Here is a 26269-nt window from a genome sequence, read left to right on the forward strand (position 1 = left end):
ACCGCAACGGGGATAGCGTGCCGCCGCCCAGACCCGGAGGAAGAGCATGTCCATCATCACCAGCCCGGACCAGTTGCGCGAGATCTACGCCGGCGCATCGGACGCTTCGCTCATCAAGGTGACGCCGCAGCTGACCGTCGAATACCGTGCCTATATCGAGGCCTCGCCCTTCGTGGCGCTGGCAACGGTCGGACCGGAAGGGCTCGACTGCTCGCCGCGCGGCGATCTCGGCGGCGTGGTGCGCGTCGAGGACGAGAAGACCGTTTCAGTGCCCGACTGGCGCGGCAACAATCGGGTCGATTCGCTGATGAACATCGTCCGTGACCCGCGCGTGGCGCTGATGTTCCTCATTCCGGGCTCGAACACGGTGATGCGCATCAATGGCCGTGCGGTCGTCTCGATCGACGCGACGCTTCTTGAAAGTTTCGAGATGGACGGCAAACACCCGCGCACCGTTGTCGTGGTGACGATCGACGAGGTGTACTTCCAGTGTGCGCGGGCGGTGATGCGCGCCGATCTGTGGAACCCGGAGCATTTCGTTGATCCGGCCCAGCTTCCAAGCGCGGGTGACATGCTGAAGGCGGCAAAATCGGATTTCGACAAGGACACCTATGACCGCCAGTGGGCGGCGCGGGCCGCGGCCACCATGTGGTGAGCCCACCTGCGCGGTGAACCCCTCTGGTGAACCGGCTGGCCGGATTATTTCTTGTAGATGAGCCAGCCCTTGCCGGCATAGTCCTTGCGCATGCCGTCCTCGTAAAGAACCGAGCGGTTGCGACCGGCATTCTTGGCGGCGTAGAGCGCGGTGTCCGATTTGGCGTAGAGATCCCCCGCATCCTCCGCCTGGCTTCCGGTGGCATAACCGAGCGACAGCGTGACCGGACCGTAATCGATGCCCGTGCGCGAATTGCGGAAGGGGCGGCTTTCGAGCGCGCGGCGGACGCGTTCGCACATGGCCATCACTTCTTCGGGCGTGTTGCCTTCGATGACGAGAGCGAATTCCTCGCCGCCGGTGCGGGCGATGAAGATGTCCTTGCGGACGTTCGTGCGGATCACGGCGGCGACGGAGGCGAGCACCTTGTCGCCGACCGGATGGCCCCAGGTATCGTTGATCCGCTTGAAATTGTCGATATCGGCCAGCACCAGCGCCGTGAGCGGCAGGCGCATCGGATCGTCATACAGCGCGCTCAATTTCTCGTCGAAGGCGCGTCGGTTCGACAGGCGCGTGAGTGAATCGGTGTTGGCGATCCGCTTGTACTCGTCCAGTTCGCGCCGCACCTGCTCCATCTCGTGCGATTTCTTCGCCACGCCCTCGACCGTCCGTTCGCCATTGGCAATGGTTTCACCCGTTGCCTGAGTCAGGAGCACGATTGCGCTCCGCAGGAGATCTGAGGAGGTGTGGCTCTTCGAGTTGATGCGGGTGGCCGTTTCGTCGAGCAGCCGGTTATAGCTGTGAAGCGACGACTGTTCCTGCTGAAGCAGTTTCAGCAGCGCATCGAGTTGGCCCAGCAACTCGGCATGCGCCTTTTCAACGGCCTTGCTCTGCCCCGTCCCGAGGAAGGTCGCCGCAAGGCTGTCGAGTTCTTCCTGGGTTGCATGGGAGCCGAGAAGCGCAAGTTCTCGCGTCAATTCCGGATTGGTACCGATATAGGCTTCGTAAAAAAGATTATAGTTTCTCGGAATGGGCGAGGCGCCCATTGCGCGCATAGCGTGTACGATCTGACTCGTTATATCGGAGACCTGCACCTTTGGCGCAACAGCCGTTGTCATCCCTCAACTCCGACAGTCTTATGTGATTAGCAGTCGGTAGGATTAGCTCGGAATTCTTTGGAAATCATTAAAATTGTGTAGTTTCAACAACTTGTTCAAAGCGCTATGGAAGATTTTGCTTCCCTAATATCAACGCAATATCATAGACTTGAAAAACAGTTCCACCGTGCAGAAAAAATTTTCATAATCTCTCAGTTGTGTCTTCGGGGCGTAAAGAAGCCCGCCGCAAGAAAAACGGACGGCCCTTCTGGCCGCCCGTTTCGTATCCGATTCGTTTTACTTCGGGCCGATCATGTTTTCCGGGCGGACATACTGATCGAATTCTTCGTTGGTCAGATAACCGCCGCCGACGGCTTCTTCGCGCAGCGTCGTGCCGTTCTTGTGTGCGGTCTTGGCAATCTTGGCGCAGATGTCATAGCCCAGCTTGCCGTTCAGCGCCGTCACCAGCATCAGCGAGTTTTCGACGCCGCGCTTGATGTTGTCCTCGCGCGCTTCGATGCCGACCACGCAATTGTCGGTGAAGGAGACGGCGGCATCGCCCAGAAGCTGCACCGACTGCAGGAAATTGTAGGCCATCATCGGATTGTAGACGTTGAGCTCGAAATGGCCCTGGCTGCCGGCAAAGGTGATCGCGGCGTGATTGCCAAAGATGTGGGCGCAGACCTGCGTGAGGGCTTCCGACTGCGTCGGGTTCACCTTGCCCGGCATGATTGAGGAGCCCGGCTCGTTTTCCGGCAGGGCCAGTTCGCCGAGACCGGCACGCGGACCGGAGCCGAGGAAGCGGATGTCGTTGGCGATCTTGAAGAGGGCGGCAGCCGCGGCGTTGATCGCGCCGTGCGCGAAGACCATGGCGTCATGGGCGGCCAGCGCCTCGAACTTGTTCGGGGCCGTGACGAAGGGCAGGTCGGTGATCTTGGCGATTTCTTCCGCGACCTTTTCGGCAAAGCCGACCGGTGCGTTGAGGCCGGTCCCGACGGCGGTGCCGCCCTGGGCCAGTTCATAAAGGCCGGACAGCGAGATTTCGAGACGCTTGATGGCGGAGGCGACCTGCGCGGTATAGCCGCCGAATTCCTGGCCGAGCGTCAGCGGCGTGGCATCCTGCGTGTGCGTACGGCCGATCTTGATGATGTGGGCGAAGGCCTTCGACTTGGCATCGAGCGCCGCATGCAGGTGCTTGAGGCTCGGGATCAGGTGACGGACGATCTGTTCGGCGCAGGCGATGTGCATGGCCGTCGGATAGGTGTCGTTCGACGACTGGCTCATGTTGACGTGGTCGTTCGGATGCACCGGCTTCTTCGAGCCCATCACGCCGCCCAGCATTTCGATGGCGCGGTTGGAGATCACCTCGTTGGCATTCATGTTCGACTGCGTGCCGGAGCCGGTCTGCCAGACGACGAGCGGGAAGTGGTCGTTCAGCTTGCCGTCGATGACTTCCTGGGCGGCTGCGATGATGGTCTCGCCGATCTTGGCGTCGAGGCCGCCAAGCGCCATGTTGGCGCGGGCGGCCGCCTGCTTGACGATGCCGAGCGCGCGCACGACGGAGAGCGGCTGCTTTTCCCAGCCGATCTTGAAGTTGCCGAGCGAGCGCTGGGCCTGGGCGCCCCAGTAGCGGTCGCTGGCGACCTCGATCGGGCCAAAGGTATCGGTTTCGGTGCGCGTGGTCATCGGTCTGCCTCTGTGTTACACGGGATCGGGGTAGGGTCTCGAAAGGGCCGGCGGACCATGCCGCCATCACGCCCCGCGAGCCCGGGCGGGCGAATTACTATACGAAAGACTGGCGACTGCAAGCACTGCGAAGGTGTCAATCCGGTCGCTTTTGCCGTGCTTTTCCGGTCACGCTCGCAAAAAGTTGTGCGGAGCAATGCGGTCTTCAGATGAACTGAAGGCCGGATGGTAAGGCGGCGTCAGTAAAAATTTAACGAATGCTTTCTTAAGGTTCTGGAAACGATTGGCGGTGGCCGCTGCCCGTAAGCGCGACTGACGTGCTGCCTTTCGTTTACTTTTCACGTCGCGCGTGATCCGCTAGACAGGCGCGACAGAATTTACAGATGCCCGCTGATTCAAGGCTCACAAGGTGACGGGGACCCACTTGCCGCACGCCCATAAAAAGACTTCGCTGATGCTCGCCCTGATGTCGGGCATTTCCGTCTGTTCGCTGGCCGTACCATCTGCCAACGCGCTGACCCTGATGGACATGCTGCGCGGTAACCGCCCGAGCATCCAGGAGCAGGTGGAAGGCCGCACCGGCGCGGCTGCCGTGTCTCCGGCCGAGCAGCGCGCGATCGACCGGAGCGATCCGGAGCCGCTGCCGAAGGTCTCCGGTCCGAAATATTACACCTACAAGACCGACGGCATGCGTGCCGTGAAGACGGCGGGTTTTGCCGCGGCCTCGGCCACCGGCGACATGCGTTTCCTGCTGGACGCGAAGGTTTCGGCGCCGTCCGATATCGCGACGGCCTTGGAAACCTACTACCGCGCCGCGGCAACGCCGCTCTGGGTCGAGCAGGGCGATGTGAACGAGCGTGCGCGTGCCGTGCTGGCTGCCTTCGAGAAGGCGGGCGATTACGGGCTCGATCCGGCCGATTACCGCATCAGCGTGCCGGCACTGACGACGTCTTCCGTGACCGACCCGGCAGCGCCGGCGGCAGAGGCCGCGTCCGTTCAGCCGGACACGGTGTCCACTGGTCCTGCGACCGCACCGGCTGCCGCGGCGACCACCGCGGCTCCGGCGGACCAGCAGCAGAAAGACCTGATGCAGTTCGAGCTGGCGCTTTCGGCCAAGGCGCTGATGTTTGCGCAGGACATGGTGCGCGGACGCATCGACCCGAACCGGATCTCCGGTTTCCATGACCTGAAGCGCAAGGACGTGAACCTTGCCGCGATCCTGCCGGGCGTCGCCGCGGCGCCGGATGCGGCTGCCTATCTGGACGGCTTTGCGCCGCAGAGCCCGCAGTTCCTGGCGCTGAAGACCGAGTTGGCGCGCCTGCGCGCCGAGGCGGTCGCGACCGAGGCTCCGGTCTCGCTGCCGGACAACCTGCTGCTGAAGCCGGGGCAGACGAGCGAGGACCTCGCCAAGGTCGTCTCCGTTATCGAAAAGCGCGGTTCGGACCAGTTGAAGACTGAGCACGCGGCAACCCTGGCCGCCTATCAGGATACGCCGACCTATGCGCCGGAGCTGGTGGAACTGGTGAAAGGCTTCCAGCAGGAGCTCGGTCTCAAGGCCGACGGCGTGATTGGCCCGGCAACCGTGCGCGCCATGACGGGCCACACCGCCGAGAGCAAGATCGACAAGCTGGTGGTTGCCATGGAGCAGGCGCGCTGGCTGCCGGACAATCTGGGCGATCGCTACGTCTTCATCAACCAGCCGGCCTTCCAGGTCTATTACCACGAGCACGGGCAGGAGCAGTTTTCCATGCGCGTGGTCGTCGGCTCGCGCTCGAACCAGACCTACTTCTTCCAGGACCAGATCGAGACGGTGGAAGTCAACCCGTACTGGGGCGTGCCGCAGTCGATCATCATCAACGAGATGCTGCCGAAGCTGCGCAAGGACCCGAGCTATCTCGACAGGCTGGGCTATCAGGTGGAAGTCGCCGGCCGCGCCGTTCCGTCCACCGCCGTTGACTGGTATTCCTCGACGCAGTCCGTGTCGGTGCGCCAGCCGCCCTCAAGCGACAATGCACTCGGCGAGTTGAAGATCCTCTTCCCCAACAGCCATGCGATCTACATGCATGACACGCCGCAGAAGGCCTTCTTCAAGCGCGACATGCGCGCCTTGAGCCACGGCTGCGTGCGCCTGGCCGAGCCGCGCAAGATGGCGGCTGCCGTACTGGGCGTCAGCGAGGCGGAGGTCGGCAAGCGGATCGCGGAAGGCAAGAACGCTGCCCTTCCGGTGACGGCGAAGATCCCGGTCTATGTCGCCTATTTCACCGCCTGGCCGAACAAGGACGGGCAGGTGGAGTTCTTCGATGACGTCTATGGCCGCGACGAAGCGGTGGACAAGGCTTTCGCGGCGACGAGCAAGGCGCGCGGCGCCTGACTCAAGCCAAGTGACATGATGGACAGGACGCCCGCGGTGATGAGCCGCGGGCGTTTTTATTCGGACTTGGTTGGTGTTCCGGTGCCCGCTTGCATTGCGGACTCGGTCCGAACGGCGATTGTCCCGCCGTTCTATCTCACACATTCGTGTCAGCGGCGCGATTGCATGCCGGGATCGGGTTTGGCAGGGTCTTGGCGATCTCGTCAGGGGGGCGGCCATGAGTGTGTCCGAAGCAGAAAACCGCAGGCAGTATGGCGATGTGCGCAAGATTGCGGCGCGGGCTCGACTTCTGACGTGTTACACGATCGCAGACACAGGCTGGTTTCCGTGGGTTGCGGCCCAGATGCCGCTGGACGAGGGGGCTCGTCTTCTGGATGTCGGATGCGGTCCGGGCTGGTTTTGGGCCTCCTGCGGGCCGCTGCCCACTGATCTCGACCTAACGCTTGTCGATCGTTGCCGGCGAGGCCGAACTGTCGGCCTTCCGAAACGCCATCCATGCGGCCTTCGAACGGGGCGGCGGGGCGATCGAGACCAAGCAGGAGCGCGGTCTCTTCATCAGCCGCAAGGCGCCATGATCCGAAACGCCGTGCGTCAGGCAGCGTTTTCAGCCATCACCGCATCCACCAGCTCCGGGGTCAGCTCGCGGAAATGGTCGATGATGCGGGTCGGCTGAAGCTCGGCTATCGGCACGTCCGAGTAGCCAAAGGTAACGCCGACGGAGCCGACTTTTGCGTTCTTTGCCGCCATGATGTCGTTCACGCTGTCGCCGATCAGGATGCTGCGGGTGGGATCGCCGCCGGCACGCTCGATGGTGCCGAGCAGGTGGCGGGCATCGGGCTTGCGCACGGGGAAGGTGTCGCCGCCGGTGATCGCGGCAAAACGTGTCGTCAGTTGCATGCGGTCGAGAAGCGGCAGGGCGAGCTGTTCCAGCTTGTTGGTGCAGACGGCAAGCTGCATGCCGGCGGCCTCCAGCCGGTCGAAGCACTCCGCAAGCCCGTCGTAGACGGCGCTCTTGCCGGGCATATGCGCGAGATAGTGCTCGAGGAAATGCGCCAGCAGCTGCTCCAGCTCGGTATCGTCGATCGGAACTTCGCGCAGCTTGAAGGCGCGACGGATCATGACGCGGGCGCCCTGTCCGACGAGATGGGTGAGGTCGTCGAAGGTGACGGGGGCGAGATCTCGGAGCGCAATCGTGTCGTTCAGGCTGTCGATCAGATCGGGCGCGGTGTTGATCATCGTGCCGTCGAGATCGAAGACGACGAGAGGCTTGACGCTTATCGGTTGGATCACGGTCGGTCCTTGGGGCTTGCATGAGGAATTCGAAAGAACGCGTCTGACTTAGCCGCTGAATATGTCATTTGCAATTTTGCTGCCGATCTATTGTGGCACTCTCAAGCAGATTGCATGCTGATTGCGTGCGGCGGGGACTTTTGTTTGGCGAACGGGGCGTGTAAACAGCACCTCGGCGAAACAGACGGGAGCTTGCGGCGCATGGACGCCCGGGAAATGAAAATCAAGGCGGCCGAGGCGGCCCTCGCGCATGTCGAAGATGGGATGCGGCTCGGCATCGGCACCGGTTCGACGGCCGAGGAGTTCGTGCGGCTTTTGGCGGAAAAGGTGGCGGACGGGCTGAAGGTCGAGGGGGTTCCGACCTCCGAGCGCACCGCACGGCTCTGCCTCGAACTCGGCGTTCCATTGAAGTCGCTCGACGAATTGCCGGAACTCGACCTGGCGATCGACGGCGCCGATGAGGTGGATTCCGGACTTCGTCTGATCAAGGGTGGCGGTGGCGCGCTGTTGCGCGAAAAGATCGTAGCCTCGGCATCGGCCCGCATGATCGTCATTGCCGACGAGAGCAAGGTCGTGGAAACGCTTGGCAAATTCCCGCTGCCGATCGAGATCAACCCCTTCGGAATGGCGACCACGCGGATCGCCATCGAGAAGCTGGCCGCAAGGCTTGGTCTGTCGGGGGAACTCAAGCTGCGCAAGTCCGGCGACGGGGTGTTCACCACCGATGGCGGGCACCAGATCTACGACGCATTTTTTGGCCGTATTCCTGATGCAGAGGCGTTAGCGAGCCAACTCAATTCCATTCCCGGCGTCGTCGAACACGGGCTGTTCATCAACATGGCGTCTTTTGCGATCATTGCCGGACCGGCGGGTGCGCGGACGCTGAAGGCGAATTAAAACAGGAGCATTGAAACCATGATCAGACAAGCGGTTCTCGGCCGTGTCGCCGCGCTCGCAATCCTTCTTTCGGGCGCCGCCTACGGTGCGTCTGCCGGTGCTCAGGATCTGACGCCCGAGCATCTGAAGGCGGCTCGCGACGTGATCACCGCGCTCAATGCGACCACCCGTTACGATGCCATCCTGCCGAACCTCGCCGAGCGGCTGAAGAACGAATATACGCTCGCTTCGCCGAACTATGTCGACCAGATCAACAAGACGGTCGATGCGGAGGCTCTTGCTCTGGCACCGCGCCGCGCCGATCTGGAAAAGGAAGTGGCTGCAACCTTCGCCCGTTCCTTCACCGAGGCCGAGCTGAAGCAGATCGCCGCTTTCTACAGCTCGGATGTCGGCAAGAAGTACCTGCAGACGCTGCCGCTGATCCAGCGCGAATCCGTCAAGGCCGCCGAAATCTGGGCGAACGGGATTTCGCGTGACCTCACCACCAACAGCGGCGCAAAGCTGCGCAGCGTGATGGATGCGACTGCCGTCCAGCCGCCGGTTGCCGATGTCGGCGGTCAGGCTCCGGCTGCCAAGCCCTGACGGCATCGTCGTCAAATCAGAATTATGCATGATCAGCCCGGCTCGTCCGGGCTTTTCAATGGGCGGTCGCACGTCCTATATGCGGGGGGCGAGGCTTGAAGGCCTCGGCCTTCGAACCGCTGATGCAAGGAGCTTGCCCATGACCGCCTATGATTATGATCTGTTCGTGATTGGCGGGGGCTCCGGCGGCGTGCGCTCTGCGCGGCTGGCTGCATCCATGGGCAAAAAGGTGGCGATCGCCGAAGAATACCGGTTCGGCGGAACCTGCGTCATCCGCGGCTGCGTGCCGAAGAAGCTTTTCGTCTACGCCTCCCAGTATCACGAGCACTTCGAGGATGCCGCCGGCTATGGCTGGACCGTCGGCGAAAGCCGGTTCGACTGGCAGGCGCTGGTGGCCGCCAAGGACAAGGAGATCGCTCGCCTGGAGGGTCTCTATCGCCGCGGCCTGGAAAATGCCGGCGCCGAGCTGCTCGATAGCCGCGCGGTCCTCGTTGGCCCGCACGAGATCCGCCTGCTTGCAACCGACAAGGTGGTGACCGCCGAGACGATCATCATTGCCACCGGTGGCACGGCCAATCCGCATGCCTCCCTGCCGGGGCACGAGCTGTGCATCACCTCCAACGAGGCCTTTCATCTCGACAATCTGCCCACATCGATCCTGATTGCCGGCGGCGGCTACATCGCGGTGGAATTCGCCAATATCTTCCACGGGCTTGGCGTGGACACGACGCTGATCTATCGCGGCAAGGAAATCCTCTCCCGCTTCGACATCGACATGCGCCAGGGGCTGCACAAGGCGATGGTGGAGAAGGGGATCCGCATCGTGTTGACCGATGTCATCGAGGAAGTGACGAAATCGCCGGCCGGTGGGCTGACCGCCCGCACCAAGGCCGGCGCGACGATTGCTGCCGACCAGGTGATGCTGGCGCTTGGCCGCGACCCGAATACGGCAGGGCTGGGGCTCGAAACAGCCGGCGTCGAAACCGATCATCGCGGCGCCGTGGTGGTTGACGCCTATTCGCGCACCAATGTGCCGCACATCTTTGCGCTGGGGGACGTGACGGACCGCGTGCAGCTGACGCCGGTCGCGATCCATGAGGCCATGTGCTTCATCGAGACCGTCTACAAGAACAATCCGACCGCACCGGACCATGATCTGATTGCGACGGCCGTCTTCTCGCAGCCGGAGATCGGTACCGTCGGCCTGTCGGAAGAAGAGGCCTGCGCGAAGTTCGACGAGATCGAGGTCTACCGGGCAGAGTTCCGTCCGATGAAGGCGACGCTTTCCGGCCGGGCGGAAAAGATGATCATGAAACTGATCGTGAACGCCGCCGACCGCAAGGTGGTGGGCGCGCATATTCTCGGCCACGATGCCGGCGAGATGGCCCAGCTTCTCGGCGTTTCCCTGAAGGCCGGCGTGACGAAGGACGATTTCGACCGGACGATGGCCGTGCATCCGACGGCAGCTGAAGAGCTGGTGACGATGTACAAGCCGAGCTACCGCGTGAAGGGCGGTGAGCGGATCGGTTGACGGGCTGTCTTCCGAAGAGGAATGCGACCATGACAAGGGGGCCGGCGAAAACCGGCCCCTTTGTCCATTCTGGCGGACCGACCTGGTGGTCAGCCGGTCAGTCGCGGTGCGCTGATCACCTTGCGGAACAGGGCCTGCATGGCCTCCGTGATGCCTTCGCTTGGCGACACTTCGAAGTAGTAGCCAGGCGAGGCGCAGGCTTCCATGTTGCTGGCAATCTTGCTGTCGAAGGGCTTGATCCAGTTCTTCCACCAGCTGTCGTTCGGCAGTTCCAGATAGGTGGTGTAGAGAACGGCGATCTTGACGCCCTTGTCCTTGATGGCCTGGCAATAGCGCGGCTGCAGCGGCTCCTGGCAGCGGGTGCTGCCGCTCAGTTTTTCGGTGCAGGCGGTATTGCCATAGTCGCCGACGCCATCGGAGACGAAGAACAGCACCTTCTGCCGGTCGGAGCTGGTAAAGCCGGTGCCGCCGGTGCCGATCTTGTCCTTGATCTTGGTGAGGGCTGAGCCGAAATCTGTCAACTGGTTGCCCAGATAGTTGTTCTGCTTCGTCGTCATCAGATCGACGGCATCCGTTGCCGTGCGCACCCTGGCCATGTCGCTGCTCATCGCAACGATCTCGGTCAGGCCGGCGGTGTCGGCCGTCGGGCCGAAGGTATAGACCCCCATGCGGTATTGGTTGGTGACGCGGGAATATTCGGTCGCATCATGCGTCAGGGCCTGTGTCGCCTCGCGCACCACGTCGATGCGCATCTGTGCCCCGACACTCTTGGCAACGGCGTAGTAGTTCTGGCTGGCATCGACGGTGGTGTGGCAGGCGAAGGCGCAGGCATCCGGCGTGTTCTTCTGCATCAGGGCGATATCGGCCTGGGTTGCCGCCAGCCCCATCGAGGGGGTGTTGTCCAGCAGCATGTAGAAATCGACGAAGGCATTCGTCTGGTAGGTGGCCGTGGCGGTTCCGGAAACGGTAACCGCGTCCTTGCCGAAGATGTTCATGAATGACGTCGGCACGCGCGCCGTGAAGTCTAGCTTCGAGGTCATCTCGTTGCCGACACGCAGAATCCGGATCTCTGTCGAGAGAATGCGGTCGCGCAAGGCTTCCGGCACCTGGGCGAGAAAGAGCTTTTCGGCATCGGCATCGGCGATGGCGATTTCTCCGTCGGAGGTCATTGCAAGGGCGGCCGCAACGCCTGCCGATTTTTCCGCCAGAGCACCGACGGCCGCGGCGTCCGCCGCATTCATCAGCATCTCCTTCTGCTCGAAGGCATAATCTAAATCGACGGCCATGCCGGCGGCGCCGATCAGGGGGACGACCAGCAATGCCGTCATCATGCCGAAGTTTCCTGAGCGGTCGCGTAAAAGGCTTGTGAATATCATGGCAGACACCAAACAGAACATGATTGACCCGGAGGCGCTGCGTCATGCAGGCGTTCGGCGGTCTCATTCCGCCCCTTAAGTCCGCGAAGTTAGGTGCAAAGCCTCAGGAAACCGCTAAAAACTACAGTCAATTTTTGCTTGCGGGACTCGCTCAGATGCCGACGAAGGCTTGGCCTATGCAAACGGGTGCTGAAAGAGTATAAGCCGCGCCATCTCAAGCAATCCCGGCCCGACCGGCTCTATGAACGACGGAATACGGACATGGCACAGAACTGGACCCCGAACACCTGGCGGCAGAAGCCCATTCAGCAGGTGCCGGATTATCCGGATGCGGACGCACTGGCAGCGACCGAGGCGCAACTCGCCACCTTTCCGCCTCTGGTGTTTGCCGGTGAAGCCCGCCGGCTGAAGAAGAGCCTGGCGCAGGTGGCCGAAGGCAACGGCTTCCTGCTGCAGGGCGGCGATTGCGCCGAGAGCTTCATGGAGCATGGCGCCGACACGATCCGCGACTTCTTCCGTGCCTTCCTGCAGATGGCCGTCGTGCTGACGTTCGGCGCCCAGCAGCCGGTCGTCAAGGTCGGCCGCATTGCCGGCCAGTTCGCCAAGCCGCGCTCCTCCAACATCGAAAAACAGGGTGAGGTGGAGCTGCCGAGCTATCGCGGCGACATCATCAACGGCATCGAATTCAATCCGGAATCCCGCATTCCGAACCCGGAACGCCAGCTGATGGCCTACCGCCAGTCGGCGGCGACGCTGAACCTTCTGCGCGCCTTTGCGATGGGTGGTTACGCCAACCTGGAAAACGTCCATCAGTGGATGCTGGGGTTCGTCAAGGATTCACCGCAGGGCGAGCGCTACCGCAAGCTTGCCGACCGGATCTCCGAAACCATGGACTTCATGAAGGCCGTGGGCATCACATCTGACAACAATCCGGCTCTGCGCGAGACCGACTTCTTCACCAGCCACGAGGCGCTGCTTCTGGGCTATGAGGAAGCGCTGACGCGCGTCGATTCGACCTCCGGCGACTGGTACGCCACGTCCGGCCACATGATCTGGATCGGCGACCGCACGCGACAGGCGGACCATGCGCATGTGGAATTCTGCCGCGGCATCAAGAACCCGATCGGCCTGAAATGCGGCCCCTCGCTGCAGGCGGACGATTTGCTGCGCCTCATCGACACCCTGAACCCGGCCAACGAGGCCGGCCGCCTGACGCTGATCTGCCGGTTCGGTCACGACAAGGTCGCCGATCACCTGCCGCGCCTCATCCGCGCCGTGGAGCGCGAAGGCCGCAAGGTCGTCTGGTCCTGCGACCCGATGCATGGCAACACGATCACGCTCAACAACTACAAGACCCGTCCCTTCGATCGCATCCTGTCGGAAGTCGAAAGCTTCTTCCAGATCCACCGCGCCGAAGGGTCGCATCCGGGCGGCATTCATGTGGAAATGACGGGCAAGGACGTGACCGAATGCACCGGCGGCGCACGCGCGGTGACGGCGGGTGATCTGCAGGACCGCTATCATACGCATTGCGATCCGCGGTTGAATGCTGACCAGGCGCTGGAACTGGCTTTCCTGCTGGCCGAGCGCATGAAGAGCGGTCGTGATGAAAAGCGGATGGTGGCGCACGGCTGAGGCCGCGGCGAGCAGAAGCGTCTGAAAAATAAGAAAGGCCGGCATTGGGGGGATATGCCGGCCTTTCCATTTCCCCGTCCGACGTGCTGAAGGGATGACGGGTAGCTTTTGTGCCGAGCCAGCGGGAGGAGACTGTTTCGGCACCCGTATTTTCTTATCTGCGAATATAATCACAGGTTGCGGTTAACAAGGCGTTAATGCGCGATGGAAGATTTTGTCGCAATTTTTTGGTGTTGATCGCGGACCGCGTTGATGCTCGCTCAATACTCTTGATCGTTGTCATGAACAGAATGCGTTTGCGCTTTCGGGCGTCGGCGGCAAGACTGTCGCCGGTTCAACGTTCTGAAGGATGAGACGATGCGGAAGGGGCACTGCCTTTGTGGCGCGATCAGGCTGACGGTGCGCGGCGAGACAGGGCCTGTGATTGCCTGTCACTGCTCGCAATGCCGGCGCCAGACGGGTCTTTATTTCGCCAGCGCCGATGTCCAGCGCGCCGATCTCACCATTGAGGGGGAAGAGTTCGTTTCGTGGTATCAGGCGAGCGACATGGCGGCGCGCGGCTTCTGCAGCCGTTGCGGCTCTGCGCTGTTCTGGTCGGCCAACGGATCGGCGAAGATCTCCGTGATGGCCGGTCTCTTTGATCAGCCGTCCGGGCTGCGGATGGACCATCACATCTATTGCAAGGACAAGGGCGACTTCTACGACATCGCCGATGGTCTGCCGCAGTATGAGACCTATCCGCAGTCCGGGTGAGGCGCATGCGTCTCGCATCTGCCGTCTTCTGTGCCGTCGCAAAAATTTCGCTGGGTGCGACGTTGCTCAGGCTCAAGGCGCACGCTAAATCAGTCTCATGACCCAAGCCATTGCCCAGACCCTTCGCATCGCCCTTGCGCAACTCAACCCCACTGTCGGCGATGTTGCCGGCAATCTGGCTCTGGCGCGCGACGCGCGCAAGGCGGCGGCCGAGAAGGGGGCGGACCTCGTCGTCTTTACCGAGCTTTTCCTTTCCGGTTATCCGCCGGAAGATCTCGTTCTGAAGCCGGCGTTCCTGAAATCCTGCTGGCGGGCGCTGGAAGCGCTGGTGGAGGATAGCAAGGACGGCGGGCCGGGGATCATCATTGGCTTGCCACGCCAGAGCGACAAGGGCCGCCACAATTCCGCGGCGATCATCGACGGCGGCAAGATCCTCTCGCTGCGCGACAAGATCGACCTGCCGAACTACGGCGAATTCGACGAGAAGCGCGTTTTCGACGAAGGCGAGATGCCGGGGCCAGTGAACTTTCGAGGCGTGCGGATCGGTGTGCCGATCTGCGAGGAGATCTGGAACGAACTCGGCGTCTGCGAGACGCTGGCCGAAAGCGGCGCCGAACTGCTGATCGTGCCGAACGGCTCGCCCTATCATCGCGGCAAGGTGGATGTGCGCCATCAGGTGGCGCTGCGCCAGGTGATCGAAAGCGGGCTGCCGCTGATCTTCGTCAACCAGCTCGGCGGTCAGGACGAACTGGTCTTCGACGGCGGAAGTTTCGGTTTCAACGCCGACAAGACGCTGGCCTTCCAGATGCCGGAATTCGAAACGGCTCTTTCGATCACCGAATGGCAACGGCAGGGCGAGACGTTCGTCTGCTCGACCGGCCCGTTTGCAACGATCCCTGAAGGCGAGGAGGCGGATTACCGGGCCTGCCTGCTCGGTTTCCGCGACTATGTGAACAAGAACGGGTTCAAGAGTGTCGTGCTGGGGCTCTCCGGCGGCATCGATTCGGCAATCTGCGCGGCGATCGCCGTCGATGCGCTGGGCGCCGAGCGGGTGCGCACCGTGATGCTGCCCTATCGGTACACCTCCGAGGACAGTTTCAAGGATGCGGCCGATTGCGCCAACGCGCTCGGCTGCCGGTATGACATCGTGCCGATCGTCGAGCCGGTGGAAGGTTTTCTTTCAGCGCTCTCCGATATGTTCGAGGGCACCGAAGAGGGCATCACGGAAGAAAACCTGCAGAGCCGCACGCGCGGCACGATCCTGATGGCGATTTCCAACAAGTTCGGCGCCATGGTGGTGACGACCGGCAACAAATCGGAAATGTCGGTGGGGTATGCGACGCTCTACGGCGACATGAACGGTGGCTTCAACCCGATCAAGGACCTCTACAAGATGCAGGTCTATGCCATCTCCGAATGGCGCAACCGGCATGTGCCGCCGGGCGCGCTGGGGCCGGGCGGCGAGGTGATCCCGCAGAACATCCTCTCCAAGGCGCCCTCCGCAGAGCTTCGGCCGAACCAGACCGACCAGGATTCGCTGCCGCCCTATCCGGTGCTCGATGACATCCTGGAATGCCTGGTCGAGGGCGAGATGGCGATCGAGGACATTCTGGCGCGCGGCCATGATGCAGCGACCGTGCACCGCGTCGAACATCTTCTCTATCTCGCCGAATACAAGCGCCGCCAGTCGGCGCCGGGCGTGAAGATCACCAAGAAAAATTTCGGCCGCGACCGGCGCTATCCGATCACCAACCGGTTCCGGGATCGGTAATTCAGCCTCTGCAGGGATTGGCCCTCACCCTGCCTCCGCTTTGCTCGGCAGACCTTCCCACAAGGGGAGAGGAGGCAACGAGCGTTGCGGCATATGCCTTCTCCCCGTGGGGAGAAGGTGCCCGAAGGGCGGATGAGGGTGAGCGTGCCACGGGCGGAAGGACAGTCATGCGCAGTTCCATCGAAATCTACGATCTGAACACCCGCTCCTCACGCATCGTCTGGCAGAGCGAGGACCTGTTGGAGGCGCCGAACTGGTCGCCGGACGGCACGTGGCTGATGCTGAACTGCGATGGCCGGATGCTGCGCCTGCCGGTCGATGGCAGCGCTGGCCCGCAACGGATCGATACCGGGTTTGCCATCCAGTGCAACAATGATCACGGCATTGCGCCGGATGGCCGCTTCATCGCGATGTCCGACAAGTCGGAGTTCGGCAAGTCGGCGATCTACATCCTGCCGGTCGCCGGTGGCGTGCCAAAGCTCGTCACGCGCGATCTTCCCTCCTACTGGCACGGCTGGTCGCCGGACGGGGAGCGGTTCGCCTATTGCGGCATCCGCAACGATGTCTTCGACATCTATTCGATCCGCACCGACGGCACGGACGAGCGCCGGCTGACGGCGGGCGAGGGGCGCAATGACGGCCCCGACTATTCCGCGGATGGCCGGTGGATCTATTTCAACTCCAGCCGGACCGGGCGCATGCAGATCTGGCGTGTGCCGGTGGATGGCGGCGCGGCGGAGCGCATCACCGACAGCCCTTACGGCGACTGGTTTCCGCATCCCTCGCCGGATGGCCGCAAGGTGATATTCCTTTCCTATGACGGCGACGTCTTCGACCATCCGCGTGATCTTGACGTGCGCATCCGGATGATGGATCCGGACGGTTCGAACGTGGAGACGCTGTTCAATCTGTTTGGTGGTCAGGGCACGATGAATTCACCGAACTGGGGACCGGATTCCTCGGCCTTTGCCTATGTGCGCTATACGCCGGTCCGGTCATGAAAATTTCTTGTGAGACGCCGGAAGGCGAGGGCCTGGTCAGCGCCGGCCCCTTGCCCCGGGAGGCGCGCGAGGCCGTCTACCAGACGATCCACAGCCGCCGCGACGTGCGCGACCAGTTCCTGCCCGATCCCTTGCCGGACGACCTGGTGCGGCGCCTGCTGGAGGCAGCGCATGCGGCGCCTTCCGTCGGGTTCATGCAGCCGTGGAGCTTCATCCTCATCCGCGACGCGGAAACCAAGGCCCGAGCGCATGCGGCCTTCCTGACGGCGAATGACGAGGCGGCGGCGATGTTTGTCGACGAGCAACAGGCGCTCTATCGCGGCCTGAAGCTGGAAGGCATCCGCAAGTCACCGCTGTCGATCGTCGTGACCTCCGATCCGGACCGGGCAGGACCTGTGGTGCTGGGACGCACCCACAATCCGAAGATGGATCTCTATTCCACCGTCTGCGCCGTGCAAAACCTGTGGCTGGCCGCCCGTGCGGAAGGGGTGGGCGTCGGCTGGGTTAGCATTTTTCGCGACGAGGATGTGCGTGCGTTGCTCGGCATTCCGGAGCGGGTGGAGATCATCGCCTGGCTCTGCCTGGGCTATGTCGAGACGCTCTATTCCGAGCCGGAGCTTGCCATCAAGGGCTGGCGACAACGTCTGCCGCTCGAGGATCTGGTCTTCGAGGGACGTTGGGGCGAACCGAAACCGGCTTAAGGATTATTGCTGTGGCTGTGCGCCGGGTGTCGCTGGATGCGCCAGGTCAATGCGGCTGTCGTTCGGAAAGAATTGCGGGCCGACCATGCGCACCGGCCGGTCCGGGTTCCAGTCGCGCTCTGCAACCGGCGGCGTCACGTCCCGCCGGGCCTCCTGCGCTTTCGGCTTGAACTCGATGATCGACTGGGACGGAGGCTGGCTGGTGCTCGGACGCAGGCCGCCATCCGGCGCGATCGATGCGGGGATGGTCGCATAGTCGATCTCGCCGCAGCGAAGGGTGCGCATCTCCTCGCGAAGGGCCGCCTCGTCCCGGCCAAGCGACGTGACCACCTTCATGGATTTCTGTCTCTGGTCGATGATGGCGCGGCGGTTGTCATCCATCGCCGACAAGGTCGCCTGCAGATCCTCGCAGACATCGGCCGGGGCGCCGACCTGGACGATGCTGCCGGAACTGCAGCGCATCCTTGTCATTTCCCGGCGGACCTTGCGGATCTCCTGCGCCTGGTCGGACAAGGCGTCGGCAAAGCTGCGCGCCACGTCGGTGTCGCCGATCACCTGTGTCGTCCCGGCGACTTCGCGTCCCAGCGCCATGCAGCGTTCGGCATTGGCAGCGGCATCACCGGCGGCAAGGGCCGCGGCGGGAAACAGAAGGATGAGGGCGGAGAGGAGCGGTTTTACCGGCATGAAAGGCTCTCGTCTTTCGAATGTCTGACCCGGAGGATAAGTCCTCCGGGTTGACAATGTGATAAGGCGAGAACCGTTCCCGCTTAAGCGGGCATCGTCGCGAAATCGCTGTGCGAGGCTTCGACCACCGCAAGGGCCGCCATGTTGACGACGCCGCGCGAGGTGACCGAGGTGGAGAGCACATGAGCCGGCTGGGCGGCACCGAGCAGGATCGGGCCGACATGCAGCGCGTCCATCATGGTGCGCACGATGCCGAGCGAGATGTTGGCCGAATCCAGGTTCGGGAAGATCAACAGGTTGGCTTCGCCGGACAGGCTGCTGTTCGGCATGGCGCGCTTGCGAAGCGCTTCCGACAGGGCAGATCCGGCCTGCATTTCACCATCCACTTCGAGATCCGGCGCACGCTCTCGGATCAGGTCGAGCGCGGCGCGCATCTTGCGGGCGCTGTCCGAATTGCGGGAGCCGAAATTGGAGTGCGAGATCAGCGCGGCCTTCGGCGTGATGCCGAAGCGGCGGATTTCCTGCGCCGCGAGATCGGCGATTTCCGCGATCTCCTCATGCGTCGGATTTTCGTTGACGAAGGTATCGGTGAAGAAGACCGGTCCCTTCTGGGTGATCAGCAGACTCAAGCTTGAAAAGGCCTTGACGCCCGGCCGCTTGCCGATGATCTGGCCGACATCCTTCAGGTGACGGTCGAAACGGCCTTCGACGCCGCAGATCAGCGCATCCGCATCCCCGCGCTTGACGGCGAGCGCGCCGATGACGGTGGTATTCGTGCGCACGATGGTGCGGGCGGCTTCCGGATTGATGCCGAGGCGGCCGACGAGGTGGAAATACTCATCGACATAGTCGCGGTAACGCGGATCGTCTTCCGGGTTGACGACGGCGAAGTCCTCGTTCGGGCGCAGCCGGATGCCGAAACGCTTGAGGCGCGCCTCGATGACCGAAGGACGGCCGATCAGGATCGGCACGCCCGTCTTTTCCTCCAGCAGAACCTGGGCGGCGCGCAGCACGCGCTCGTCTTCGCCTTCGGCAAAGATGACCCGCTTCTTTTCCGCCTGCTTGGCGCTGGTGAAGATCGGCTTCATGACGAAACCGGAGCGCCAGACGAAGCGGTTCAACTGGTCGAGATAATGCTCGAAATCGGTGATTGGGCGGGCGGCGACGCCGGTTTCGGCGGCAGCCTTGGCGACAGCCGGCGCGATGCGCAGGATGAGGCGCGGATCAAACGGCGAGGGGATGAGGTAGTTCGGGCCGAAAACCGGCGTCTCATCCGCATAGGCGCGGGCCGCCACGTCGGAGATTTCCTCGCGGGCGAGGCCGGCAATCGCCTTCACCGCCGCCATCTTCATCTCTTCGTTGATGGTCGTCGCACCGCAATCCAGCGCGCCGCGGAAGATATAGGGGAAGCAGAGGACGTTGTTGACCTGGTTGGGGAAATCCGACCGGCCGGTGCAGATCATCGCGTCGGGGCGGGCGGCGCGCGCCAGTTCCGGCATGATTTCCGGCGTCGGGTTGGCAAGCGCCATGATCAGCGGCTTTTCCGCCATCTGTTCGAGCAGTTCCGGCTTCAGCACGCCGGCCGCCGACAGGCCGAGGAACACATCCGCACCGCCGATCGATTCCGACAGCACCCGCTTGTCGCTCTTCTGGGCGTAGACTTCCTTCCACGGGTCCATCAGCACGTTGCGGCCGTCATAGACGAGGCCTTCGATGTCATGCACCCAGATGTTTTCGCGGCGGGCGCCGAGCGAGACGAGAAGGTTGAGGCAGGCGAGCGCTGCGGCACCGGCACCGGAGGTGACGATCTTGACGTTCTCGATCTTCTTGCCGGCGAGTTCCAGCCCGTTCAGGATCGCGGCGGCGACGATGATCGCCGTGCCGTGCTGGTCGTCGTGGAAGACCGGGATGTTCATCTTGTCGCGCAGCTGGCGCTCCACCTCGAAACATTCCGGCGCCTTGATGTCTTCGAGGTTGATGCCGCCGAAGGTGGGTTCGAGTGCGGCAATGGTCGAGACCATGGAATCGACCGTTCCGGCGTCGATCTCGATATCGAAGACGTCGATGGCGGCAAATTTCTTGAAGAGGACGGCCTTGCCTTCCATCACCGGCTTGGAGGCGAGCGGCCCGATATTGCCGAGCCCGAGCACGGCCGTGCCGTTGGAGATGACGGCGACCAGGTTGGCGCGGGCCGTGTAATCGGCGGCCGTTTCGGGATTGTCGCGGATGGCAAGGCAGGGGGCTGCCACACCGGGGGAATAGGCCAGCGCCAGGTCGCGCTGGTTGCCGAGCGGTTTGGTCGCCACGATCTCCAGCTTGCCGGGTCGCGGATAACGGTGGAAAAACAGCGCCTGTTCGTCGAGGTCCGCCTTCGGCGCCTGTTTCTCCGAAGAACCGTTCGCGTTGTCGCCCATCGCCATCTCCTTTCAGGAACTCTTGTTTTTCTGTGTCATACAGCAAACCGGCGGAAGGAACAGTAGCGATTTGGCCGTTTTCCGGACGATGATGATCACGCAAACAAATCTTTCGCCTGTCGTCGCCCAATCGCCCGGAGCAGGCCCGGCTGTCATCTTCCTGATAAACGAGTCTGGTTTTCAAGGGCGCGAGGGGCGGTACGGCGAAAGGGCGACGGACGTGACAGACGCAGTGGAAACGAGGCATTTTCGGACTCTCTTCATCTCCGACGTTCACCTGGGCTCGAAAGCGGCCCGGACGGATTTCCTCCTGGATTTCCTGCGCTATCACGAGGCCGATACGCTGGTGCTCGTTGGCGATATCGTCGATGGCTGGCGGCTGAAACGCAGCTGGTACTGGCCGCAGGGCTGCAATGACGTGGTGCAGAAGCTGCTGCGCAAGGCGCGCAAGGGCACCCGCATCGTCTATATTCCCGGCAATCACGACGAATTCCTGCGCTCCTTCCCGGGTGTGCATTTCGGCGGGATCGAGGTGGCCGAGCGGATGATCCACGAGGCGGCCGACGGCAAGACATACCTCGTGCTGCATGGCGACGAATTCGACGTGGTGGTGCGCAATATCCGCCTGCTCGCCTATCTCGGCGACTGGGCCTATGACGCGGCGATCGCCATCAACGTGGTGCTGGCGGCGGTGCGCCGGCGGCTTCATCTTCCCTACTGGTCGTTTTCCGCCTGGGCGAAGCTGCAGGTGAAGCAGGCGGTGAACTTCATCGGCGAGTTCCAGAAGGTGGTGGCCGAAGAAGCCCGCCGCAACCATGTCGACGGCGTCATCTGCGGCCATATCCACCATGCGGTGATGGAGGATATCGACGGGATCCGCTACATCAACACCGGCGACTGGGTGGAAAGCTGCACGGCGATTGCCGAGCACATGGACGGCACGTTCGAACTGATTTCCTGGCAGAAGATCGGCCAGAGCGCCGAGATCATGGCGCTTACGGCACCGAGCACGCCGGTGGGCAAAGTACAGGCGGCATGAGGGGCAGTGTTGCTTCAAGCCATTGGGTTGCCGGCGGATTTTATGATAGGGTGGCAGCTCATCCAAGGAGGAGCGCCCGATGCAGCGCCCGAAGCAGATTAACGATGATCCGACCGAGGTTCAGCACGACAGGCAGGAACGGCTGGACCGCGGCATGAAGGAACTGCGCATGTGGGTGCCTGACCCATATGCCGCAAAGTTCGCCGCGGAAGCCAAACGGCAAGGGCAATTGCTGAGGGGGCGCCGTGAGGAAGCCGATGCCCTTGATTTTATTGCAACTGCCGTCGAATGGCCGTAGGCCGTGAAGAGGGGCGATCTCCTCACGGTGTCGGCGCAAGGCGATTATGGCAAGCCGCGTCCGGCTGTCGTCATTCAGTCGGACGCGCTCGACGCGGCCGATAGCGTTCTGGTGGCGCTTTTGACGACCGCGATCGTCGATGCGCCGCTCTATCGTCTGAACGTCGAGCCGTCGCCGGAAAATCGTCTCAACGCTCAGTCGCAGATCATGGTGGACAAGGTTTTGGCCTATCCGCGGGCGAAATGCGGACCGGTCATCGGCCGGCTTTCCAGCGCCGAGATGACCATGCTGAATACGATGTTATCGGTAATGATCGGACTTGCAGACTAACCTGCGGCCGGTTGCTCGCCAGCCTCGGCGACCGGGCCTATGACGCGGCGATTGCCGAGCACATGAACGGTACCTTCGAACTCATTTCCTGGCAGAAGATCGGCCAGTGCGCCGAAATCATGGCGCTTCCGGCACCGAGCACGTCAGTGGGTAAAGTACAGGCGGCGTGAGGAGGCTCCCGCTCACCTGACCGTTCGTGCTCTGTGCGGTCCCGTGACGGATGCCCCGCCTCGATGGCGGGGCAAGGTAGTGGTCACGCGGCCTGGGCTTCAGCGCCGTTATCCACGAAGCGGAGGCCGAAGCGGGCGGACACGGCTTCAAGCCCCGCGGGACCTGCGGGGCAAGCCTCCGCGACGGCCTGGAAAAAGCCCTCGAAGCCGCCGGGTGTCACGATGACCATCAGTCGGCCCATGCCGGTACCGATGTTCTGGAACCGGTGCGGAACGCCGCGCGGCAGAAGAACGCAACCACCCTCGCCAACTTCCGTCCGGCTGTCGCCGCAGATGAACAGGAAACGGCCCGACAGGACGCGGAAGAACTCTTCCTCGCGTTCGTGAACGTGCAGCGGCGGGCCTTCGCCGGCCGGGATATCGGCTTCGAAGAGACCGAAGCGGTCAGCGGTCTCATCGGCAGACATGCGGATCAGGTGCGGTCCGAAGCCGAGGGCGATCCGCCCGTCACCAAGCTGGGAGATGATGGGTGTCTTGAAGGTTGTCATGTGTGTTTCTCCAGTTGGATTGAATGGAGATCATTTACGGGGAGAGACGACGGATGATAATCTCACGCATCTGCCCACACTGTTCGGATCCCTTGACGAATGAAGACCTCCGATCCACTGAATGGTCTTGCCGTGTTCCTGGCGGTTGCCGAGCATCTGAGCTTCACTAAGGCGGCAGAGATACTCGCGATGTCGCGCCCTACCGTCAGTGCGCAGGTGGATCAACTTGAGCGTCGTCTTGGCGTTCGCCTGCTGCACAGATCGACCAGACATCTCAGCCTGACCGAAGCTGGGGCCGCCTTCCACGACAGGCTGAGGAATGTCACGGCCATGGTGCAGGAGGCCGAGCGCGCCGCGATGCATCATCAGGCGGCCCCCGTCGGCAGGTTGAGGATTTCGGCGCCGCCCGACCTCGGATCGAGCCATCTGACGCCGATGATCGCCCGGTTCCTGGCGGATCATCCCGAGATCGAGATCGAGCTGGAATTGTCGAATTCTGCCGTGAACCTGATCGAGCGGAAGTTCGATCTCGCGGTGCGCGGGACGCTCCGGATCGACGAGACCTTGATCACGCGGAAACTGGGCGAGTCTGCCGTGGTGATCTGCGCGTCTCCCGATTACCTGTCTCGCCATGCCGGCCCCGAGCATCCGGAGGATCTGGCGGATCACCGCTGTCTGCACTTTTCGGGTCTCCGATGGGGCCGGAACTGGGAGATGCGGCAGGGCGAAGACCTTCGGCGCGTGCAGATCACGCCAAGCTTCGAAGTGAATGACGGGCGCAATCTGTGCGAGGCGGCGCTCTGCGGGCTGGGCATCACGTTGTTGCCGACGTTCGTGGTGGGCTCTCATATCAGGGCAGGGCGGCTCGTCCGGATTCTGGCCGATTGGCACGTCGCCGAAGTGCCACTTCACGCCGTCTATCCCGACAACCGGCTGATCGCTGCCAAGGTGAAGTCGTTCGTCTCCTATCTGGCAGATGAATTCCGTCGTGATCCCGATCTTTCGGGGGCGGTTGGGCGCGCGCCGACCGTGAAAGACTCGAGCCCCGCCTGACAGCCGGGTGGCGTGGATAAAGAGCTTGGGTGCGCCGGAATGAAAGATGGCCGGCGTGTCATGCGGGATCGCGCAGGCTGCACCGCGCCCCTACCGTCCGCTCCCCACCATGGCCAGCCGCGCGGTTTGCGTGTATGAGAACCCCCTCCTTCGCATCCGTCATCTGATTCCGGAGCCCTCGTGGCCCAGCCTTCCTCTTCCCCGCCGGTTCCTGCCTGGTTTGCGCTGCGCTGTTCGCTCGCCTATGCGGCTGCGCTCGGCGTGAATGGCATTCTTTTGCCCTTCTTTCCGGTCTGGCTGAAATCGCTCACCTTCGACGATGTCGAGATCGGGGTGATCCTCTCCTTGCCGATCCTCCTGCGTATCCTCGCGGGACCCTTGTTCGGATTTCTGGCGGACCGGATGGCGGAGCGGGCGCGGGTGCTGCTGTTTTCCGCGGGTCTCTCCATTGCAACCGCGCTTGCGCTCACCAAGGTCGAGGGCTTCTGGCCGGTGCTGGTGCTGTTTGCGCTGCAGGGGGCGGCCTTTGCGCCGTTTACGCCGGTGCTGGAATCGATCACCGTGATGGGGGTCCGCCGCTGGGGTCTCCGCTATGGTTCGATCCGCGTCTGGGGCTCCATCGGCTTTGTCGTCACGACGCTGATCGCCGGTGAAGCCGTCTCGCGCCTGTCCGGCACGATCGTTCCCGTGGCGGCGGCGATCGCCTTTCTCTTCACGCTCGGCGCAGCCCTCATCGTGCCGCGCCTCGGGCGGGCGGTGAGCACAAGGGCGAATGCCGGCGGGGCGCTGATCCCCTCAGGCTCCGCGACCGGCGGGCTGCTGCCGCTGATGATCGGCTGCACGCTGGTGCAATCCACCCACGGCATGTATTACGGGTTTTCCGGCATCCACTGGCAGGCGCTGGGCTTCAGCGGCTCGCAGATCGGCCTTTTGTGGTCGGCGGGCGTGGTGGCGGAAATCCTGTTCTTCTTTCTGTCGAGCGTCATCGCCAAACGGTTTTCCGCGCTCTCGCTGATGCTGTTCGGCGGTGGAATGGCCGTCATCCGCTGGGCCTTGTTCGTTCAGCCGCTCGATTTTCTTCCGGCGCTGCTTTTGCAGTGCAGCCACGCCTTCACCTTCGCGTTCCTGCATTTCGGCATGCAGCAGAAGATCGTCGAGCGGGTGCATGAAAGCCGCGAATCCTCGGTGCAGGGCACCTATTTCTTCTACAGCGGGCTGTTTTTGGCGGTCTCCACCTTCGTCTCCGGCGTTCTCTACCGCCACTTCGGCCAGGACAGCTATTATGCGATGTCGCTGGTGGCCGGCATCGGGCTTGTGATCTGCTGGGTGACGACGCGCCCTCAGCCCCAGAGGGCGGGTTCCGGCGGGAAGACCAGCGATCCGTCATAACGCAGCGCCGGATCCCGGTCGGTCTTCAACAGCAGCGGTCCGTCGAGATCGGCAAAGGCCGCGCCTTGCGCCAGAAGCACCGCCGGTGCCATGGCAAGCGAACTCGCCAGCATGCAGCCGACCATTACCGAAAAGCCGAGCCGCTCGGCCTCTCTCTTCATAGCAAGCGCCTCGGTAAGCCCACCGGTCTTGTCGAGCTTGATGTTGACGGCGTCGTAGCGGTCCCGAAGGTTTTTCAGATCGCCGGTCGCGTGCACGCTCTCGTCGGCGCAGACGGGGACGGGCCGGCGGATACGGGCCAGGATCGCATCCTTCCCGGCGGGAAGCGGCTGTTCGATGAGCGCAATGCCGGCCTCTGCCGCCACCGCCAGATGCTGTTCGATCGTTTCATCCGTCCAGCCTTCGTTGGCATCAAGGATGATGGCCGCCTGCGGCGCCGCGGCCCGGACCGCGCGGATATGGGCGCTGTCGTCTGCCGTGCCGACCTTGACCTTCAGGAGCGGGCGATGGGCATTCGCTGCAGCGTGCTCAGCCATCACGTCCGGGGTGGCAAGCGAGATCGTATAGGCGGTGACGAGCGGCGCGGCATGCGGCGCAATCCGTGCGGCAACCCTCTGGCCGCTCAGCTTCGCCTCGAGATCCCAGAGCGCGCAATCCACCGCGTTGCGGGCAGCGCCCGGCGGCAGGACCTGCTGCAGGGATGCCCGGTCAAGCCCGCCTTCGATCCGCTGCGAAACGGCGAGGATCGCTTCGGTCACCCCCTCGATCGTTTCGCCATAGCGGGCATAGGGCACGCATTCGCCGCGACCGACGCAACCGTTCTCCTCGATCGTGCAGCTCACCACGCGGGCTTCGGTCTTCGCGCCGCGCGAAATGGTGAAAACGCCGGCGATGGGGAAGATTTCTGTTGTGACTTTGAGGTGACGGGGCATGGAAATCCTTGGGCGGCGCATGGCAATTCGGCAGTGGGTGTTTATATTGCCGGTCTGACCGGAAGGTTC

At 62.8% G+C, this 26269-nt stretch carries 25 protein-coding genes and 1 pseudogene; 18 read left to right on the forward strand and 8 right to left on the reverse strand.

The window, feature by feature from the left end:
* Window positions 1–46: 46 nt before the first annotated feature.
* Window positions 47–655 (forward strand): pyridoxamine 5'-phosphate oxidase family protein, encoded by a 609-nt coding sequence (locus G6N78_RS13475; RefSeq protein WP_165219198.1) that lies wholly within the window; start codon window positions 47–49, stop codon window positions 653–655.
* 44 nt (window positions 656–699) lie between these two features.
* On the opposite strand, the gene G6N78_RS13480 is transcribed toward G6N78_RS13475, so the two are convergent.
* A complete protein-coding gene (locus G6N78_RS13480; RefSeq protein WP_165219200.1) occupies window positions 700–1770 on the reverse strand; it encodes a GGDEF domain-containing protein in 1071 nt (356 codons plus the stop codon).
* A 276-nt stretch (window positions 1771–2046) separates the two neighbouring features.
* Entirely contained in the window at window positions 2047–3435 is a 1389-nt protein-coding gene (gene fumC, locus G6N78_RS13485) for a class II fumarate hydratase (RefSeq protein WP_165219202.1), read from the reverse strand.
* A gap of 454 nt (window positions 3436–3889) precedes the next feature.
* On the opposite strand from fumC, the gene G6N78_RS13490 reads away from it, so the two are divergent.
* The 3 genes and pseudogenes from G6N78_RS13490 to G6N78_RS25950 all read left to right on the forward strand — a co-directional run bounded on the left by G6N78_RS13490 (window position 3890) and on the right by G6N78_RS25950 (window position 6381).
* Complete coding sequence (locus G6N78_RS13490; protein WP_165221774.1) at window positions 3890–5806, forward strand: L,D-transpeptidase family protein; 1917 nt, start codon at window positions 3890–3892, stop codon at window positions 5804–5806.
* Between the two features lie 217 nt (window positions 5807–6023).
* A pseudogene (locus G6N78_RS25795) lies at window positions 6024–6257 on the forward strand (class I SAM-dependent methyltransferase); the annotation flags it as partial.
* Window positions 6250–6381, forward strand: coding sequence for a hypothetical protein (locus G6N78_RS25950; protein WP_272955637.1), 132 nt, complete (start codon window positions 6250–6252; stop codon window positions 6379–6381). The pseudogene G6N78_RS25795 and the gene G6N78_RS25950, both read left to right, overlap by 8 nt.
* A gap of 16 nt (window positions 6382–6397) precedes the next feature.
* On the opposite strand, the gene G6N78_RS13495 is transcribed toward G6N78_RS25950, so the two are convergent.
* A complete protein-coding gene (locus tag G6N78_RS13495; protein ID WP_234905965.1) occupies window positions 6398–7042 on the reverse strand; it encodes an HAD family hydrolase in 645 nt (214 codons plus the stop codon).
* Window positions 7043–7297: 255 nt separating this feature from the next.
* Here G6N78_RS13495 and rpiA point away from each other — a divergent pair, with 255 nt between their 5' ends.
* From rpiA to gor, 3 genes are all read left to right on the forward strand, one after another.
* On the forward strand, window positions 7298–7993 hold the full coding sequence (gene rpiA / locus G6N78_RS13500) for a ribose-5-phosphate isomerase RpiA (protein WP_165219204.1): 696 nt from the start codon (window positions 7298–7300) through the stop codon (window positions 7991–7993).
* Between the two features lie 18 nt (window positions 7994–8011).
* On the forward strand, window positions 8012–8575 hold the full coding sequence (locus tag G6N78_RS13505; RefSeq protein ID WP_165219206.1) for a DUF2059 domain-containing protein: 564 nt from the start codon (window positions 8012–8014) through the stop codon (window positions 8573–8575).
* Between the two features lie 139 nt (window positions 8576–8714).
* On the forward strand, window positions 8715–10106 hold the full coding sequence (gene gor / locus G6N78_RS13510; protein WP_165219208.1) for a glutathione-disulfide reductase: 1392 nt from the start codon (window positions 8715–8717) through the stop codon (window positions 10104–10106).
* An 89-nt stretch (window positions 10107–10195) separates the two neighbouring features.
* On the opposite strand, the gene G6N78_RS13515 is transcribed toward gor, so the two are convergent.
* Complete coding sequence (locus tag G6N78_RS13515) at window positions 10196–11437, reverse strand: vWA domain-containing protein (RefSeq protein WP_234905801.1); 1242 nt, start codon at window positions 11435–11437, stop codon at window positions 10196–10198.
* 306 nt (window positions 11438–11743) lie between these two features.
* Between G6N78_RS13515 and G6N78_RS13520 the strand changes: the two genes are divergently transcribed.
* The 5 genes from G6N78_RS13520 (at window position 11744) to bluB (ending at window position 17343) form a co-directional block, all read left to right on the forward strand.
* Window positions 11744–13117, forward strand: coding sequence for a class II 3-deoxy-7-phosphoheptulonate synthase (locus tag G6N78_RS13520; protein WP_165219212.1), 1374 nt, complete (start codon window positions 11744–11746; stop codon window positions 13115–13117).
* Window positions 13118–13474: 357 nt separating this feature from the next.
* On the forward strand, window positions 13475–13870 hold the full coding sequence (locus G6N78_RS13525) for a GFA family protein (RefSeq protein WP_165219214.1): 396 nt from the start codon (window positions 13475–13477) through the stop codon (window positions 13868–13870).
* 97 nt (window positions 13871–13967) lie between these two features.
* Complete coding sequence (locus G6N78_RS13530) at window positions 13968–15641, forward strand: NAD+ synthase (protein WP_165219216.1); 1674 nt, start codon at window positions 13968–13970, stop codon at window positions 15639–15641.
* Window positions 15642–15808: 167 nt separating this feature from the next.
* Complete coding sequence (locus G6N78_RS13535; RefSeq protein WP_165219218.1) at window positions 15809–16642, forward strand: TolB family protein; 834 nt, start codon at window positions 15809–15811, stop codon at window positions 16640–16642.
* Window positions 16639–17343, forward strand: a complete 705-nt coding sequence (bluB, locus tag G6N78_RS13540) for a 5,6-dimethylbenzimidazole synthase (protein WP_165219243.1) — start codon at window positions 16639–16641, stop codon at window positions 17341–17343. Before G6N78_RS13535 ends, bluB begins: the two co-directional genes overlap by 4 nt.
* A 3-nt stretch (window positions 17344–17346) precedes the next feature.
* Here bluB and G6N78_RS13545 read toward each other — a convergent pair whose 3' ends face one another.
* Entirely contained in the window at window positions 17347–18027 is a 681-nt protein-coding gene (locus tag G6N78_RS13545; protein ID WP_165219245.1) for a hypothetical protein, read from the reverse strand.
* An 83-nt stretch (window positions 18028–18110) separates the two neighbouring features.
* On the reverse strand, window positions 18111–20447 hold the full coding sequence (locus tag G6N78_RS13550; protein ID WP_370691428.1) for an NADP-dependent malic enzyme: 2337 nt from the start codon (window positions 20445–20447) through the stop codon (window positions 18111–18113).
* 214 nt (window positions 20448–20661) lie between these two features.
* Between G6N78_RS13550 and G6N78_RS13555 the strand changes: the two genes are divergently transcribed.
* The 4 genes from G6N78_RS13555 to G6N78_RS13570 all read left to right on the forward strand — a co-directional run bounded on the left by G6N78_RS13555 (window position 20662) and on the right by G6N78_RS13570 (window position 22278).
* Window positions 20662–21480 carry a UDP-2,3-diacylglucosamine diphosphatase gene (locus G6N78_RS13555; protein WP_234905802.1) on the forward strand — a complete coding sequence of 273 codons (819 nt, stop codon included), beginning with the start codon at window positions 20662–20664 and terminating at the stop codon, window positions 21478–21480.
* Window positions 21481–21559: 79 nt separating this feature from the next.
* Entirely contained in the window at window positions 21560–21778 is a 219-nt protein-coding gene (locus G6N78_RS13560; protein WP_165219251.1) for an antitoxin MazE-like protein, read from the forward strand.
* A gap of 3 nt (window positions 21779–21781) precedes the next feature.
* Entirely contained in the window at window positions 21782–22108 is a 327-nt protein-coding gene (locus tag G6N78_RS13565; protein ID WP_165219253.1) for a type II toxin-antitoxin system PemK/MazF family toxin, read from the forward strand.
* An 11-nt stretch (window positions 22109–22119) separates the two neighbouring features.
* Window positions 22120–22278: a hypothetical protein gene (locus tag G6N78_RS13570; protein ID WP_165219255.1), complete on the forward strand. Its 159-nt coding sequence runs from the start codon at window positions 22120–22122 to the stop codon at window positions 22276–22278.
* An 83-nt stretch (window positions 22279–22361) separates the two neighbouring features.
* Here G6N78_RS13570 and G6N78_RS13575 read toward each other — a convergent pair whose 3' ends face one another.
* Entirely contained in the window at window positions 22362–22826 is a 465-nt protein-coding gene (locus G6N78_RS13575) for a cupin domain-containing protein (RefSeq protein WP_165219257.1), read from the reverse strand.
* A 132-nt stretch (window positions 22827–22958) separates the two neighbouring features.
* Here G6N78_RS13575 and G6N78_RS13580 point away from each other — a divergent pair, with 132 nt between their 5' ends.
* Together G6N78_RS13580 and G6N78_RS13585 are read left to right on the forward strand one after the other, a co-directional pair.
* Window positions 22959–23879, forward strand: coding sequence for a LysR family transcriptional regulator (locus tag G6N78_RS13580; protein ID WP_234905803.1), 921 nt, complete (start codon window positions 22959–22961; stop codon window positions 23877–23879).
* 180 nt (window positions 23880–24059) lie between these two features.
* Window positions 24060–25268, forward strand: coding sequence for an MFS transporter (locus tag G6N78_RS13585; protein ID WP_165219261.1), 1209 nt, complete (start codon window positions 24060–24062; stop codon window positions 25266–25268).
* Here G6N78_RS13585 and dgcA read toward each other — a convergent pair.
* A complete protein-coding gene (gene dgcA, locus G6N78_RS13590; RefSeq protein ID WP_165219263.1) occupies window positions 25220–26200 on the reverse strand; it encodes an N-acetyl-D-Glu racemase DgcA in 981 nt (326 codons plus the stop codon). The two genes, G6N78_RS13585 and dgcA, sit on opposite strands and share 49 nt — an antisense overlap.
* Between the last annotated feature and the right edge of the window lie 69 nt (window positions 26201–26269).

Source organism: Allorhizobium pseudoryzae, from assembly GCF_011046245.1.
GTDB lineage: Bacteria > Pseudomonadota > Alphaproteobacteria > Rhizobiales > Rhizobiaceae > Neorhizobium > Neorhizobium pseudoryzae.